Source organism: Posidoniimonas polymericola, from assembly GCF_007859935.1.
GTDB classification, from domain to species: domain Bacteria; phylum Planctomycetota; class Planctomycetia; order Pirellulales; family Lacipirellulaceae; genus Posidoniimonas; species Posidoniimonas polymericola.
Genome location: NZ_SJPO01000014.1, coordinates 136,014 through 151,198 on the forward strand (window position 1 = coordinate 136,014; position 15,185 = coordinate 151,198).

General features: G+C 66.4%; 10 protein-coding genes and 1 tRNA gene. 5 read left to right on the forward strand and 6 right to left on the reverse strand.

Going from position 1 to position 15,185, the window contains the following annotated elements; all coding sequences use genetic code 11:
* Positions 1-6 precede the first annotated feature (6 nt).
* A complete protein-coding gene (locus Pla123a_RS22655; protein ID WP_197528212.1) occupies positions 7-909 on the forward strand; it encodes a response regulator in 903 nt (300 codons plus the stop codon).
* Between the two features lie 26 nt (positions 910-935).
* Here the strand turns inward: Pla123a_RS22655 and Pla123a_RS22660 are convergent.
* The 6 genes from Pla123a_RS22660 to Pla123a_RS22685 all read right to left on the reverse strand — a co-directional run bounded on the left by Pla123a_RS22660 (position 936) and on the right by Pla123a_RS22685 (position 6,978).
* Positions 936-1,008, reverse strand: a tRNA-Arg gene (locus tag Pla123a_RS22660).
* 207 nt (positions 1,009-1,215) lie between these two features.
* Positions 1,216-2,193, reverse strand: a complete 978-nt coding sequence (locus Pla123a_RS22665) for a DUF1559 domain-containing protein (RefSeq protein ID WP_146591303.1) — start codon at positions 2,191-2,193, stop codon at positions 1,216-1,218.
* A 94-nt stretch (positions 2,194-2,287) separates the two neighbouring features.
* A complete protein-coding gene (locus tag Pla123a_RS22670; protein ID WP_146591304.1) occupies positions 2,288-4,165 on the reverse strand; it encodes a hypothetical protein in 1,878 nt (625 codons plus the stop codon).
* A gap of 59 nt (positions 4,166-4,224) precedes the next feature.
* Positions 4,225-5,163 carry a hypothetical protein gene (locus tag Pla123a_RS22675; RefSeq protein ID WP_146591306.1) on the reverse strand — a complete coding sequence of 313 codons (939 nt, stop codon included), beginning with the start codon at positions 5,161-5,163 and terminating at the stop codon, positions 4,225-4,227.
* Between the two features lie 59 nt (positions 5,164-5,222).
* On the reverse strand, positions 5,223-6,164 hold the full coding sequence (locus tag Pla123a_RS22680; RefSeq protein WP_146591308.1) for a PEP-CTERM sorting domain-containing protein: 942 nt from the start codon (positions 6,162-6,164) through the stop codon (positions 5,223-5,225).
* A gap of 145 nt (positions 6,165-6,309) precedes the next feature.
* A complete protein-coding gene (locus Pla123a_RS22685; RefSeq protein ID WP_146591310.1) occupies positions 6,310-6,978 on the reverse strand; it encodes a PEP-CTERM sorting domain-containing protein in 669 nt (222 codons plus the stop codon).
* A 954-nt stretch (positions 6,979-7,932) separates the two neighbouring features.
* On the opposite strand from Pla123a_RS22685, the gene Pla123a_RS22690 reads away from it, so the two are divergent.
* From Pla123a_RS22690 to Pla123a_RS22705, 4 genes are all read left to right on the forward strand, one after another.
* Positions 7,933-10,785, forward strand: a complete 2,853-nt coding sequence (locus Pla123a_RS22690; RefSeq protein ID WP_146591312.1) for a family 78 glycoside hydrolase catalytic domain — start codon at positions 7,933-7,935, stop codon at positions 10,783-10,785.
* A 164-nt stretch (positions 10,786-10,949) separates the two neighbouring features.
* Positions 10,950-11,888: a YybH family protein gene (locus Pla123a_RS22695; RefSeq protein WP_146591315.1), complete on the forward strand. Its 939-nt coding sequence runs from the start codon at positions 10,950-10,952 to the stop codon at positions 11,886-11,888.
* Between the two features lie 521 nt (positions 11,889-12,409).
* Positions 12,410-13,675, forward strand: coding sequence for a hypothetical protein (locus Pla123a_RS22700; RefSeq protein WP_197528213.1), 1,266 nt, complete (start codon positions 12,410-12,412; stop codon positions 13,673-13,675).
* A 300-nt stretch (positions 13,676-13,975) separates the two neighbouring features.
* Positions 13,976-15,028: a formylglycine-generating enzyme family protein gene (locus Pla123a_RS22705; protein ID WP_146591318.1), complete on the forward strand. Its 1,053-nt coding sequence runs from the start codon at positions 13,976-13,978 to the stop codon at positions 15,026-15,028.
* The last annotated feature ends 157 nt before the right edge of the window (positions 15,029-15,185 follow it).

Consider the following 15,185-nt stretch of genomic DNA (forward strand, 5'->3'; position numbering starts at 1 on the left):
GTCCTTATGGAATTCACTGGATACCGAGCCCTGGTGGTCGACGACGAGCCCTACGTGCGCGACCTGGCGTCGCGCTCGCTGGCCAAGCGTTCGCTGCAGTGCGACGTCGCCTCGGACGGCGAAGAAGCACTGGTCCTCGCCAGCCGCTACGCGTACGATGCCGTCATCACCGACCTGCGGATGCCCCGCTGCCACGGGCACTCGCTGGCCGCCGAGCTGCTGGCCTGGCCGAACCGCCCCAAGATCATCGTTCTGACCGGCCTGGCCGAGCCCCGCCTGGTGGAAGACCTGCGTCACCGCGGCGTCGACGAGGTGCTGCACAAGCCGATCGACTTCGACGAGCTCGCCTCGCGGGTCGCCTCGCTCATCGACCCGGCCTTTGTCGACGACGACGACATCGAGAGCCCCAAGAGCCAGCTGCTGCTCTCCAAGATCGAGATCTCCCTGACCGAGCTGAGCGAGATGTTTGCCGAACGGCTTGAGGGCATCTTCGAGGTCGACGAGGCCCTGATTGATCCTCCCTCGGCGGTCAACGACTACATCATCCGGCTGGAAGAGGAAGAGGCGCTCGCAGAGCAGAACGCCCCCAACGGCAGCAAGAAAGCCAGGGCCGCGGAAGTCATGAAGCGGCGCCGCGAACGCGCCCGGGTCAAGGCGGTGGCGCTCGCCGTCCCGGTGACCCGCCACTTCGTCCGGTGCGGCCAGCCCTTCAGCCTCGCACTCCGCGACGTCTCGGAGTCGGGCGTCCGGCTGCTGCACACCAGGGCGTCCTCGTCCGAGTACTTGGCGCTGAAATGGTCGTGCCAGACCCTGCCGTTCCGCGAGATCGAGGTCGTCAGCAAGGTGATGCGGTGCGAACCGCTCAGCCGCTTCTACGACTACGGCTGCCAGTTCGTGCTGGCCGACTAGGGCGCAGCGAGCAGCCCCGCAGGAAGCGCCCCCGGCAGGATTCGAACCTGCGACACACGGTTTAGGAAACCGATGCTCTATCCCCTGAGCTACGGGGGCTCGCTCTCAAACCGTTGCAATGTAAGCGGTTGCGCTGATCCTTGCAACGGACTCGAGGCCCGTCGGCCGGGTGGCGTTCAGAGGCGTCAATGTGCGAGGATGCTTGCTCCAGGCGCCTGCCGGCCCGCACTCCAACCGGAAAGCCCCACGGCGATGACTCACCGGGGGGCCGTGTGTCGCTTGAGCTAGGCGTCTGCCTGGGGTCGCTCAGAGGTCCCCCAGATTGACGACCTCCTGCCCGTTGCGGGTCACGAAGGCCTCGAGGATCTCGAGTTCAGTGCCCTTGCTCATCGACCGGCCGCTGCCGTCGGCGAGCGTGACGATCATGACCTGGGGGTGGTCGGAGCCAAACCAGCAGGGCCGGCCGTCAACGATGACATCCACCGGCGACTGGGCGATGGCGCCGCCCTGCCGCTGGCCGAGGTTAATGCCGCGACCACCGTTCGGCAATGCTGCCTTGACTATGTTGATATCAGCTCGGCCCATGATGCCGCCTGGGTTGTCATCGCCGTCGTAGATCGACGCCCGGGCCGACATCCAGTACGAGTTCTCGGACACTAAGAAGGTGTTCGACAGGCCGTCGACGAGCTTCTTGAAACTGGTGCGGCCCTTGAAGTTTCCACTCGTATCGTTGCGCTTTGGCAGGACAATGGCGCCGTCGAAGTACTGATCCATCGACGATTGGCTGCTGGAACGGAATGTGCTCGACACGCACGCGTAGTCACCGCGAATGCCAATCGGGTCCCCAGCGGCGTTGGATCCGGACACGGGGATCTGCTGTCCGCGGGGGATTGTGAGGTCTCCGTCCCTGCCACGTGACGGGCAGTGGTACACGGGAATCACCGACTCGCGGAAGACTTGGGGTTGGTCGTCAAATCGCTTGGTCAGGTCGACCTGATCGGCGATGTTCCCCTCTTCCATGTAATCGAGGATAATCCCGGCCCACGTCAGGTACTGGTCCCGCACCCGGCTGGGCGGCAGGTATTTCGAGGTGTCGTGGTAGTTGTGGATCGCCAGGCCCATCTGCTTGCAGTTGTTCAGGCACTGGTTGCGGCGGGCGGCCTCGCGGGCCGACTGCACGGCGGGCAGCAGCAGCGCGATCAGCACGCCGATGATGGCGATCACCACCAGCAGCTCTACCAGCGTAAAGCCGCCGGGCCGACGTCGACTCGCTTTCAATCTCATGACTTTCACCTCCTGTAAGTCGGGCAGCACGCGACGCAAAGGACTGCGGGTCCTGCCGTTCTCTGCCTCTCGCCTGGGGTCGATAGTAAGGGGCTCAGGCCGCCTTGCGGCGGCGTGAGACAAGCGGCGCGGCCGCGATCAGGCCCAGCAGCATGGCGGTCGGCTCGGGCGCCGCCGCGGCGGCCGCCGAACCAGCGCTGGCGTTCGAGATGCCGTAGTGATTCCGCCAAAGGAAGTAGTCCGCCTGGACTACGTTGCCGCTGGCGTCATTCGAGCCGTTGCCGTTCAGCACGCTGTCGCTCTGGCCCAGGTTGTCGCGCCAGATCGTGTAGTCGGCGCCGTTCACGAGGCCGTCATCGTTGAAGTCGCCGAACAGGGCGGCGCCGGCGAACGCCTCGTAGATCACGGCGCCCGACACCCCCTGCTCTTGGCCGAGCAGCAGGAACTCGAACTCCAGGTCACGCGAGCCGGAGCCGTCGCCGACGTACACGTTGCCCAGGTTCATCGCGTCGCCGGGGGCGATCTCGGTGCCGCCCGCATTGATCGCGAACTCGCCGACCAGCGAGCTGTCGACGCTCAGCAGTTCGAGCCACGAGCCGCTGCCCTCGACCTCCTGGTCGTCGAGGCTGCTCCAGCCCGCCGACGAGAGCGACTGCGAGTCGGACTGCACGTGGTAGCCGTCGATCTGGACGGCCGAGCCGGACGTGTTTCGGAGGTAGGCCTCGCCGGTGACCGGGTCGACCTGCAGCAGCAGCGTGTTGACTGCCGTGCCGGTGTAGCTGACCACGCCGTTGATGATGGCGCCGTCCGACGCGCGTGAGTAGGTAAACTGCAGGTCCTCGGCGGACTCGCCAAAGCCGCCCGCGAACGGGTTGTAGACCGAGCCGAGCGAGGTCGACGCGCCGGACGCGAAGGTGACTTCGCCGGAGGCCTTGAGCTCGCCGACGGTGTTCGCGTCGGCCGCGACCGGGATCCAGTCCGACCCGAAGCCGGGCCGCCCATTAAGGCTCGACCAGCCGCTGCTACGCAGGGCGCCAACGCCGTCCGACGCGAGGAAGTAGCTGTCCATCGAAAGGGTCGAGCCGCCGGGCTGCGTGATCGTGGCGACCCCGGTGTCGCGGTTGACCTCCATCACGAGCACCTCTTCGAGGCTCACGTTGGCCTGCACCCGGCTAGCGACGTCGGCGGTGCTGAGGATGAGCTTCTGGCCGAACGGCAGCGGCGAGGAAGACTCCAGGTTGCTGAAGGCCCCGCTGAACGCGTTGGCCTCGAGCACGGTCCAGCTGCTGCCGATCGACGGCGCCGCATCGAAGTTCATCGTCAGCGTGCCGCCGAGGGTGGCGGTTTCACCGGCGCTGATCATGCCGCTGCTCGCGCCGCTCACCTCGACCTGGTAGTTCGAGCCGGCGCCGAAATTGAGCGTCGTGGTGGTGCTGAAGTCGGCGTTGGGGTAGACCTGGGTCGTGCCGTTGAGGACCGCGGCGTTGGGGGTCAGGGTCGCCGTGCCGGCGCCGGACGCGGCGCCCACGGTGATGGTGTTGGCCGCGTTGACGCCCGTGGTGAGCGGCCCCTGGGCGGTGAGCGTGCCGCCTGGAAGCACCGTCACGACGCCGACGCCGGACGGGCCGACGCTGATGCCGCCGTTCCACAGGTCCGCCGTCGCCACGGCCAGCACGCCTCCGCTGCGGACCTCGAGGGTCCCGGTGTCGGCGATTGTCGTGCCGAGCGCGACCTGGCCGGGCGACGTGCCGCCGTCGGTCTGCACAAAGGCCAGGCGGCCGTCGTCGATCACGGCGCGTTCGTTGAATCCGGCGCTCGGCACAAACATGTTCTCGAACGGGTCCAGCCAGTTGTCGTCGACAAAGTAGTCCCCGCTGGCGGGCTGGAAGACAACGTCGGTCTGGGCCTGGGCGGCGCCGACCAACGCCAGCCCGGCGAGGAGTGTAGCTGCAGTCTTTAGGGAGAGTCTCATGGCAGTCAGGCCTTCAAGGTTGGTATTCAGATGAGCGTGCGGAACGGCGAGCAGGGGTTTCAGGCGGTCCCCTCTCTCCGGCCGCGACGGGCGCCAATCGCGGCGACCGCGACCAGGGCGGTCGCGAGGCTTGTCGGCTCAGGAATGCCCAACGAAGCGAGCATCGCCGGCGTCACGGCGCCCGGGAAGTTCGACTTCCACTCGCGGAAGTCGAACAGGTCGACCCGGCCGTCGCCGGTCAGGTCGCCGGTGGTGCGGACCGCGCCGGTGCTGCGGAAGTTGGCGGCGATGATGTCGAGGTCGCTGATCATGTCGCCGTCGAGCTCGAAGGCGTCGACGTCGCCGTCGCCGTCGACGTCGCCCGGGGTCGAGGGGCCGGCGGTCGCCGAGGCGAACGCGACCGCGATGTCGCGGTCGCCGCTGCCGGAGAAGCCGCCCGACTCGGTGTAGAAGGCTCCGTCGGCGTAGAGGTCGCCGGTGTTCAGCGTGTGGACCAGGGCCCCGATGTTGGTCGTGGCGTCAAAGTTGCTGATCTCCAGGCCGTAGCCGGTGGTCCCCTCGAAGCGGGCCGGCAGCTCAAAGATGTCGCCGGCGGTCAGCGACACGCCGATCCGCTCGTCGGTGTCGATCGTGGTGGGGAAGCTAAAGGTAGTGACCAGGGCGCCGGGCGACCACGGCGAGGCGTTCACGTCGTCAACCTCGTAGAGGTTCAGCACCAGGCCGCCGTTCGCGTCCTGGACGTCCAGGCCGACAATGATCTGCCCAACGTCAAACGTGGCGGGGTTCTTGAAGGTCTGCCGCAGCATGCGGTCGGCGGCCACGTTGCGCGACGCAGTCGTGCCGGCGAGCGGGTTCACCGTGAAGATCGACGGGAAGTCCGGGAACGCGGGGTCCGCCGTCAGGCTGACAACGGCCAGGGCAGACGATCCGGCGGCGAAAGTCGCGCCGACGAGACACGTGATGGTCAGCCTCTGAAGTAGGCGCCAGATTGAGGTCATCAGAAACTCCTAGAAGTTAATCGCTGGTGTGCGTGGTGGTACGGCTGAGCGGGCGGCGGCTAGCCCCGCGAGCGGCGGCGGGCCGCGGCGGAGAGTCCCATCAGCAGCAGGCACACCGCCGAGGGCTCGGGGACGTTCAGGAAGGCGATGTCGGAAGCGCTGATCGTGGCGCCGGTCGCAAGGTAGGCGTCCTTCCACTGGCGGAAGTCGGCGAAGTCGACGAACTCGTCGCCGTTGAGGTCGCCTTCTGAGCGGAAAGTAACCGGCTGCAAGTAGTTGGTGCGGATCGGGTCGAGATCGTCGAACAGCTCCACGACCATGTCGCCGTCGGTGTCGCCGGGAACCGGCGGAGCTTCGTTCGTTTCGAGCAGCCAGATGCCCCAGTCGCGGGTGCCGCTGGCGGGCGCCCCGCCAGACTCGTCGTAGTAGGTGCCGCCGATGAACTCGTCGGCGCCGCTGTTCGAGTGGCGTAGAAGCCCCAGACTAGTCGCCTGGTCAAGGTTTGAGATCTCAATGCCGTAGCCCTGCGCGTCGGTATTCCGCGCGGGGAGCGTGAATAGATTGCTCTCGGTCAACGCCAGGCTCAGACGTTCGGTCGTCGCCGGGAGGTCCACGTCGAGCCCCAGCGTGATGGTTTCTAGCGGGTCGCCGATCGGCGCCCAGCCGCTGGCGTTCACGTCCTCTACCTCATAGAAGTCAAGCACCATGCCGCCATCGTTGCCGTTGAGGTCGACGGCCAGAATGATCTCGCCAACCACAAACTCGGTCGGGTTCTGGAAGGTCATCCGCAGCTGGCGCGTCCCCGCGATACCGCGGCTGGCCGGGCTGAAGTTCTCTGGGTTGAGGGTCTCGACCACTGCGCCGGTCGGCACGGCAGGGTCGGCGCTGAGCGTAACCAACGCGTGGGCCGAGGGCGCCGTGGCGGCGAGTGCGGCGGCGGCGCCGACGGCAATCCCATGCCGACGGACGAGTTCTATCAGACGAAGTGCGGAGTTGATCATGAAAGAATCCTGTTGTTGCCGCTGCCTTGGTAATCAAGCTCGCTTGGGCGGCCCGCCGTTTGCCGGGCCGCCCAAGCGGTTTTGCGAGTCAAATTGAGTCCGGACGCAACCATCCGGAGTAGGGTAAAAACGCCGCGTCGGCAGGCTAGCCGCGACCGCGACGCGTCCCCACGCCCACGACGCCGAGCAGCGTCAGCAGGAGCGAGGCAGGTTCGGGGACCGCGCCGGTCAGGGCCAGGCCAAAGTCACGCGTTGACGAGGTGCTGCCGTCGTCGCGGCGGTACATGCCGGCCGTGTAGAGGTCGGTCCCGTCGTTCGAGTGGTTCCACAGAAACGCGGTGCCGCCGGCGGGGTCGGCGCCCTGCACGCTCAGCGCGTAAGCCCCGGGGCTGAGCGAGAACTGTTCCGACGCGTCGAGCAAGATCTCGATGTTGCCGGCCCCACCGCTGGCGCCCAAAGCGGGCACGTTGATCAGGGCTCCAATCGGGCTGGTTTCGTCGGCAATCGAGGCGCCATCTAGTGGGTCGGCGATAGCGTACACGCCGACCGTCAGGGGTTGATTCTCATAGCCATTGGAGGACAGGTAAATCTTCTCAACCGTGATCGCGCTGCCGACAACGAAGCTCTGGCGGTTGATGCGGGCGGTGTTAACGCCACGCGCGCCGGGCGAGTTATTGTTGGCGTCGACGGTCTGCACGCCGCCGGTCGGCCAGGCGGCGTCCGTCGCGGTGATGACCGCCGCGTTGGCGCTGGGCGCCGCCGCCAACAGGCAGACAGCCGCTGAAGCGAATAGGAATCTCGAGGTGCAAGTCATGAGTTCTCCTCAGTGCTAGCCCTGCGAAAAGCAAGACCAACCAGTAACCAAGAAACGTGATAAGGGTCGCTGAAAGTGCGGACGAAACGGTCGCCGAGCCTGTCTGCCCCACCCATCCAAGTCGATGGACGGCAGGCGCGGACGACGTAGTAGTTTTCTGTTCTAAAAGACGACAACGATTGGCGACAGCCAACCACGACGCGGGCGCTTGATAGCGCGTTAGTGAGCAGCCTTGCGTCACCGCTCGGCCGACAAACGACAGCAAATCTGAAAAGCGGAGTCTAAAGAAAAGGTTAGTTATGCGGTCGATTGTCACCACCTAAAACTAAGGTGTCAACACAGTCGAAGCCAATGACTCAATAGAAGGCAGCCGCTCTGAACGGCCCTTGATTCCAGTACTTACAGCAACTCGCACCAACTTGCGAGCCTGGGCGCCGCGCTTGCAACCGGCGACCGCCGATGGCTGCATTCGGGGCCCCTTCAACTGCACTCGCATGCTGGCATCGTGTCCGCTAGGGGCTGCTTCTTTTTTGGGGGCGCCCCGCCATTTGCGTGAACCACCAAGCGGCCCATTTACGCCCCGCCGCGGCCGATTAACGCAAGCGGTGTTTGCGTTGAACGCCTGCGTCCGTCCGTCGAGGCCGACCGCGGCCGAGCTGAGCGGACTTAGCCTGAATAGGCGTGCGACTCGAGCTTTCGACCTCTCGATTGTCGGCCCTACCGCTGGCTCTGGATCCGAGACCACCGCATTTCATCGGCGGCAAGGACGCCGCAGGGCTGCTTTGCGTCGCGGCTCCCGATCGCGGTAGACTAGCTCTCCTACCGTTTCCTCATTACGCCGGGGCGCGGGCCGCATGACGAATCCTCCGGCCGGCACGCCCTCGAGGCGTTTGCCGTGCCCGTGCCTGGCGCTAGCTGCCTAGCATCCCGACCAGTATCCGAGAGTCGATAACAATGAAGCTTCTTCTCGCCCCGGCCGCATTGCTCCTCGCTGCCTGTCAGGTCTTCGCGACCCCGCCAGAGTCGCTGTCCGTTGGTGAGGGCTTCACCAATCCGATCGGCTACCACGACGCCACGCCGGCCTTCTCCTGGAAGCTTCCGGCGGGTGTGGAGTCGCAATCCGCCTACCGGATCGAGGCGACCTCCGGCGAATCCCGGTGGGACAGCGGGTGGGTCGAGTCGGCGCAGTCGACCTTTGTGCCGTACGGGGGCGAGCCGCTGGAGTCGCGGCAGCGGGTCGAGTGGCGGGTGCGCGTCCGCGACCAGGACGGCGCCGATTCTGGCTGGAGCGAGCCGGCCAACTTCGAGCTCGGCCTGCTCACGGCCGCCGACTGGCAAGCCCAATGGATCCGCCCTACCACCGAGGAGGAACACAACGCGGGCGACTACGAGCTCGTCAGGGCGGTCTACCGTTCGGTTGCCAACCCAGACAAGAACATCGACGTCACGGCGATTGTGCGCGAGCAACCGGACGGCTTCTCGGTCACCAACGACGCCATGGGGAGCGACCCCGCGCGCCTGGAACCGAAAGAGCTACTGATTGAGTACAAGCACGCCGGCGTCGCCAAGACCGTGACCTACCCAGAGAACCGGCCCGCCAGCTTCCCGCCCTCTCGCCTGCTCGGGGAACCGGTCGGCGTGCTGCGGCGCGAATTCTCGGTCGCCAAGTCGGTCGACCGGGCGCGGCTGTACGTCACGGCCCGGGGGTTGTTTGAAGTCAGCCTGAACGGCCAGCGGGTCGGCAACGACCACTTTGCTAATGGCTGGACCCCTTACCACAACCGCATCGACACCGTGACCTACGACGTCACCGACCACCTGCGAAAGGGCGAGAACTCGCTTGAGTCGCTGCTCGGCTACGGCTGGTACGCCGGCCGGCTGACCTGGACCGCCGGCAAGCAGGGCTTCTACGGCAAGCACCCCGAACTGCTGCTGCAGCTGGAAGTCACCTACGACGACGGCTCGACCGAGTCGGTCGTGTCGGACGGCGGCTGGGAGGGCGCGTTCGGCGGCCCCGTGCAGACCTCCAGCATCTACGACGGAGAGGAGTACGACGCCCGCGACACCAAGATCTCCTGGGCCCCGGTCGTGGCCAACGCGGATCTCGGCGAGCAGCAGCTGATACCCAAGCCGTTCGCCCCGGTCCGCGAGACGCGAACCCTCGCCGCCCAGCAGATCACCGAGCCGGAGCCGGGACGCTTCGTGTTCGACCTCGGGCAGAACATGGTTGGCTGGGCGCGGCTGCAGATGCCGGTCGAGAAAGACCAGCAGATCACGATTCGCTTCGCCGAGATGCTCAACGACGACGGCACGCTCTACACCGTCAACTACCGCAACGCCAAGTCGGTCGACTCGTACACCGCCGCCGAATCAGGGGTGATCGACTGGCAGCCGCGGTTCACCTTCCACGGCTTCCGCTACGTCGAGCTGTCGGGCCTGCCCGACGGCGTCGCGCCGCGCAAGGACTGGGTAACCGGCGTCGTGACCCACTCGGACCTGAAGCCGATCGGCGAGTTTAAGTCGTCGCACGCGAAGCTCAACCAGCTGCAGAGCAACATCCTGTGGGGCTGGCGGGGCAACTCGGTCGACATCCCCACCGACTGCCCGCAGCGCGACGAGCGGCTCGGCTGGACCGGCGACGCGCAGGCGTTCTGCCCCACGGCGATGCTCAACTACGACTGCCTGGCGTTCTGGAAGAGCTGGCTCGGCTCCATGCGGGACGACCAGTTCCCCGACGGCCGCGTCCCGCACGTTATCCCCGACGTCCTGCGCGGCGGCGACAGCCCCGGCTGGCAGGACGCCGCGACGATGATCCCGTGGGAGGTCTACCTGCGGACCGGCGACAAGGAGGTGCTGTCGGAGAACTACGAGATGATGGAGAAGTTTGTCGGCTGGTACCGCCAGCAGTCGGTCGACTGGCTGTCGCCCAACATCAAGGGCTACGGCGACTGGCTGCAGCCGTACTCCGACCGCACCAAGGGCGACACGCCGCACGCGCTGCTCGGCGCCGCGTTCCACGCCCACAGCACCGAGATCCTGGCCAACTCCGCCCGGGTCCTCGGCCGCGAGGAGGACGCCCGCCGCTACGCCGACGAGGCCGCCAAGATCAAGCAGGCGTTCGCCGCTTACTACCTCGACAGCGGGGGCAAGCTGCAGAACGCCCCGGAAACGCAGACCGCCTACGTGCTGACGCTCGCGTTCGAGCTGGTCCCCGAGGAATCGCGGGCCAAGGTCGGCAAGCACCTGGTGCGGCTGATCGAGGAGGCCGACGGGCACCTCCGCACGGGCTTCCTGGGAACGCCCTACCTCACCAAGACGCTCGACGACATCGGCCGCCCCGACCTGGCCTACGACCTGCTGTTCAAGGAGACCTACCCCTCGTGGTTCTACTCGATCAATCAGGGCGCCACGACCATGTGGGAGCGGTGGAACAGCTACACGCGGGATAAAGGTTTCGGCGACCCCGGCATGAACTCGTTCAACCACTACGCCTACGGGGCGATCGGCCAGTGGATGTACGAGCGGGTGGCCGGCCTGGCGATCGACCCCGCACACCCGGGGTACAAGCACTTCTTTGTCCGGCCGCTGATCGGCGACCAGCTCGACTCGGCCCAGGCCGAGATCGAGACCCCCTACGGCCGAGCCGCCAGCGCGTGGGAGAAGCAGGGCGACCGGGTCGTGATGGAAATTGTGGTGCCGCCCAACACGACCGCCACGGTCGAATTCCCCGACGGCCGCGAGCCGGTGACCCTCGCAGCGGGCGAGCACCGCTTCGAGTCCCGTTTCCCATCCCACCCGGTGAATTAGCGCCGCGGCATGGTTTTGTGCCTTAACTTCCCCGATCGGCGTCGGCTGCTGGCCCGACGCTACGGGGGCTTGCGTGCCCGCAAAGTTTGACACGCCGACGATCGGCGGCGAGAATCCGGCTAACCGCCGAGCTACGGCGGACGCCTCCTACTGGGATTCTCGCAATGAAACGCCTCTTCTCCGCTGCGCTGCTGGCGCTGACGCCCTTGTCGTTCTTTTGCCACGCCGCGGCGGCCGATGACAACTCCGCTGCCGGCGTGGCCGACGCCGTGTCGGAACGCCTCAGCGCGTACCTCACCGCCTTCAACGACCACGACGCCGACGCGGTCGCCGCGTTCTGGGCAGAAGACGGGGTGTCGACCAACGAAGAGACCGGCGAACGGGTGACCGGCCGTGACGCCATCCGCGACGACCTCGCGGCGTTCTTCTCCGACAACCCCGCGGCCAAGCTCACCGGCGAGGTGACCGAGGTGCGGTCCGTCCACCCCGAGGTGGCGATCGCCGAGGGCGTGGCCACGCTGTTCCTCCCCGAGACCGAGCCGACCCCTTCGGCGTTCACCGCAGTGATGGCGAAGACCGGCGGCCAGTGGCTGCTGGAGAGCTCGGGCGAACGCCCCCTGCCGACGCCCGAGTCGTCGGCGACGGCGCTCGAGGAGCTGAGCTGGCTGATCGGCCGCTGGCAGGACGACACCGAGGGCGTGGCGGTCGACACGACGGTGCGGTGGTCGCCGAACAAGGCGTTCCTGATCCGGTCGTACCGCGCCGAGTACGACGACGGCGGGTCGTTCGAAGGGACGCAGGTCATCGGCTGGCACCCGCTCGACAAGTCGTTCCGCACCTGGAGCTTCAACTCCGACGGCTCGTTCGGCGAAGGGGTCGCCTCGCGCAGCGGCGACGAGTGGCTGCTCAAGTCGACCGACGTGCACAGCGACGGCGTGGTCTCGACCTACACGCAGGTGATCCGGCCGGTCGACGAGCAGACCCTGGAGGTCCAAAAGATCGGCCGCACCGAGGACGGCGCTCCCCTGCCCTCGACCGAGCCGATCACCGTACGGCGGGCGCCCGACGCCGCGTTGACGACCGAGCAGGAGGCGCAGCCGTGAACACCCCAATCAAACTAGCAGCGGTCGCCCTGGCGCTCGCCCTCGCAATGCCTGACGCGTGCTCCGCCGTCGGCCGACGCGGTGGGGGTGGTGGCGGTGGTCGTGGCGGCGGAGGCGTTTCCCGCGGCGGTGGCGGCGGTCGCCCCGCCATTAGTGCTCCCGGCGGCGGCCGCGCGCCAAGCCGGATGCCCAGCGCAAATAGAGCCCCGAGCGGCGGCCGCGCGCCGAGCATCAGCCGCCCCAGCACGCGGCCATCGACGCCGTCTATGACGCAACGCCCCAACGTGACTCGGCCCAATACAGGACGGCCCAATACGGGGCGACCCAGCACCGGGCAACCCAGCGGCGCAATCAAGCCATCAACCCAGCCCGGCCGTCTCCCCGCGGCGCCGTCGGCCCGCCCCACCACCAGACCGAACAACCGCCTCCCTAGCCCGCCACAGACCAAGCCCGCCACTCGCCCGTCGACCCGGCCATCATCACGCCCGCCGAGACCCCCGGGGCAAGGCAGCGGCGGCTCGGTGGGTCGTCCCGGCGCCAAACCACCGACCAGCCTGCCAGGGGGCGTCCATCGCCCGTCGACCAAGCCAGGCGCCAAGCCGGGCAACCGGCCGGGGACCCGCCCCTCGCCGGGTGACGTCGGCGATTTCCTGGGGATCGGCAAGCCGGTCCGCCCCGAACGCCCGACGACCCTGCCCGGCCGTGTGCCCGGCGGCGTCGGCGACCGGCCCGGCCAAGGCAACCGGCCCGGCCAAGGCAATCGTCCCGGACAGGGCAACCGCCCGGGCGATGGAAACCGCCCCGGCAACGGCATCGTCGACCGCCCTGGCGGCGGACGCCCCGACCGGCCGGTCGTGCGTCCCGGCAGCGGGGGCGGGCGGCCAGGCTACGGCAATCGGCCCAGCTACGGAAATTGGCCCAGCAACAACGTCATCAACCAACGGCCGAGCTGGTCGAACATTGGCAACAACTACTACACGAACGTCAACAACCGCTGGAACAACGCGATTACCCGCCCGGTGAACCCCGGCTGGCGCCGCCCGGCCGACAACCGCCTGGGCTACTGGAACGGCTGGGGGACCGGCGTCCGCCACCACTGGAACCATTACCACCAGCACCAGTACTGGTTCAACAGCGGCTGGTGGGCGTACCACCGCCCGCCGCTGGGGGGCTGGCACTACCACTACGCGACGCGCCCCTACCGCTGGAACTACTGGTGGGGCGTGCCGACCTGGGCGGCCTACAACAACTGGTTCACCTGGTCCACGCCGGCGACGACACTGTCGGAGCCGATCTACTACGACTACGGCTCGGACGGCAACGTGGTGTACCAGGACAACTCGGTCTACCTCGGCGGGACCGAGGTCGGCACGGCCGAGGAGTTCGCCGCGTCCGCGATGGAGCTCGCCACGGTCGAGCCGCCCGAGTCGGCCGAAGCAGCCGAAGAGGCCGAGTGGATGGCGCTCGGCACGTTCGCCGTGTCGACCGACGAGCGCGACACCGACCCGAACCTCACGGTGCAGCTCGCCGTCAACCGCGAGGGCGTCGTGAGCGGCACGCTCTACAACGTCGACGCCGACCAGGCCCAGGCCGTGCAGGGCCGCGTCGACCCGGAGACCCAACGCGTCGCGATCCGCTTCGGCGAGAACGAGGAGCTCGTCGCCGAGACCGGCCTGTACAACCTCACCCAAGAAGAAGTCCCGGTGCTGGTGCACTTTGGCGGCGACCAGACCGAGACCTACCTGATGGTGCGGCTGGAGGCTGGTGAAGACGAGGGCGAGGAGTAGTCCGCGCCTAGTCTAAAGAACTGGCGGCCCGGTTCCCGACTTCGGGAACCGGGTTCGTTCATTCTCACCGCACGCGTCGACGGCGGGTGATCGCATGCCCACAAGAGCGTGAGCATGGCGCCTGGCAGTTCCCCTCAGCAAGCGGGTAACAAGGCGTAGTAGACTTATTTTCTTTCTTTCGTCGCGCAGAACGGGTATCCTGCTGTGCGTGCACGCACTCCGGTGGCGAGCCCAAATTGCTCCGTTCGGAGCTCGCTCGTCTCCGCGCTCTACTCCTAGACATTTGAGGAGGTTCAGCTCATGAGTTGCATCCTGATGCCGCGCTTCGCGCTTGCTGCGGTCTTGTCTTTGCTCTGCTCGCCTGCGGTCTCGGCAGTCATGATCGATACTGTGTCGGTCGGTGACCCAGGCAACGCTGGCGAAGTCAAAGGGCAGGGAACCTTCGGCGCTGTGAACTATGATTACCGCATCGGTACATACGAAGTGACAAATTCCCAGTACGCGGAATTCCTCAACGCCAAAGCCGCCAGCGATCCGCTCGCGCTCTACAACTCCGTGATGGACGCAGATATCCGCGGTGGCATCACGCAGAACGGCTCCAGCGGCAGTTTTACTTACTCGGTCAAGCAGAACATGGCCGACAAGCCGGTGATTTGGCTATCTTGGTACAGTGCGCTCCGTTTCACCAACTGGCTCCACAACGGTCAAGGCAACGGCGACACGGAGACCGGCGCCTATTTGCTTACCGGCGGAACGCCGATTCCTAGCAACGGCAACTCCATTACGCGAATCGCGGGCGCGCGCTGGTTTCTTCCCTCAGAGGACGAATGGTACAAGGCTGCCTACTACGATCCGACGCTCAACGGCGGATCGGGCGGTTACTTCGACTATGCCACCCACAGCGACCTTGGCCCAACCGTTGCGACGGCCAACTCTAATGGCGATATTTCTAATCCCGGCACGAACATCGCCAACTACGATCGCGGTGCGGACTGGGTCAATCCCAGCTTGACCACCGATCTGACGCGAGGAAGCGTGACGACCGTTGGAAGCGCCGGTCCGATGAGCGAGAGCTATTACGGCACGTACGATCAAAGCGGTAACGCCGAAGAATTCCTCGAAACCTTCTCTCTGGGCAGTAGTAGCCGCCTTGTCCGCGGTGGCAGCTTCGACACTGGCTTGGCCGTGGATATTTCTTCTGCGTTTCACCTGTCTCTCAACCACGCCTCGACCGGCAACAGGACCGGATTCCGAGTGGCCGCCGTGGTTCCAGAACCTAGCGCATTCCTGCTGGTGTTTGCGGCCGCCGCTTGCTACAAGGCGAAGGCCTACGGAAACGCGCGGCGAACCTGACCGGCACTGAGACGCCGCAAGCGTACAGTATCCATGCTCATTGTTGACCATTCGACGAGTGATGAGCCGGGTGCCATGTTACGCCGTTAACCCTCTGACAGTAGTAAGATTGGTCTTGATGCGGTGGCTTGGTCGCCTTAGAGGCGGTGTGGAAGAT

Bases quoted from the DNA above. Each gene is read 5' to 3' on its own strand.
- Pla123a_RS22705 (WP_146591318.1), top strand. From the start codon at position 13,976: ATGAGTTGCATCCTGATGCCGCGCTTCGCGCTTGCTGCGGTCTTGTCT.
- Pla123a_RS22685 (WP_146591310.1), bottom strand. From the start codon at position 6,978: ATGACTTGCACCTCGAGATTCCTATTCGCTTCAGCGGCTGTCTGCCTG.
- Pla123a_RS22655 (WP_197528212.1), top strand. From the start codon at position 7: ATGGAATTCACTGGATACCGAGCCCTGGTGGTCGACGACGAGCCCTAC.
- Pla123a_RS22695 (WP_146591315.1), top strand. From the start codon at position 10,950: ATGAAACGCCTCTTCTCCGCTGCGCTGCTGGCGCTGACGCCCTTGTCG.
- Pla123a_RS22680 (WP_146591308.1), bottom strand. From the start codon at position 6,164: ATGATCAACTCCGCACTTCGTCTGATAGAACTCGTCCGTCGGCATGGG.
- Pla123a_RS22675 (WP_146591306.1), bottom strand. From the start codon at position 5,163: ATGACCTCAATCTGGCGCCTACTTCAGAGGCTGACCATCACGTGTCTC.
- Pla123a_RS22665 (WP_146591303.1), bottom strand. From the start codon at position 2,193: ATGAGATTGAAAGCGAGTCGACGTCGGCCCGGCGGCTTTACGCTGGTA.
- Pla123a_RS22690 (WP_146591312.1), top strand. From the start codon at position 7,933: ATGAAGCTTCTTCTCGCCCCGGCCGCATTGCTCCTCGCTGCCTGTCAG.
- Pla123a_RS22670 (WP_146591304.1), bottom strand. From the start codon at position 4,165: ATGAGACTCTCCCTAAAGACTGCAGCTACACTCCTCGCCGGGCTGGCG.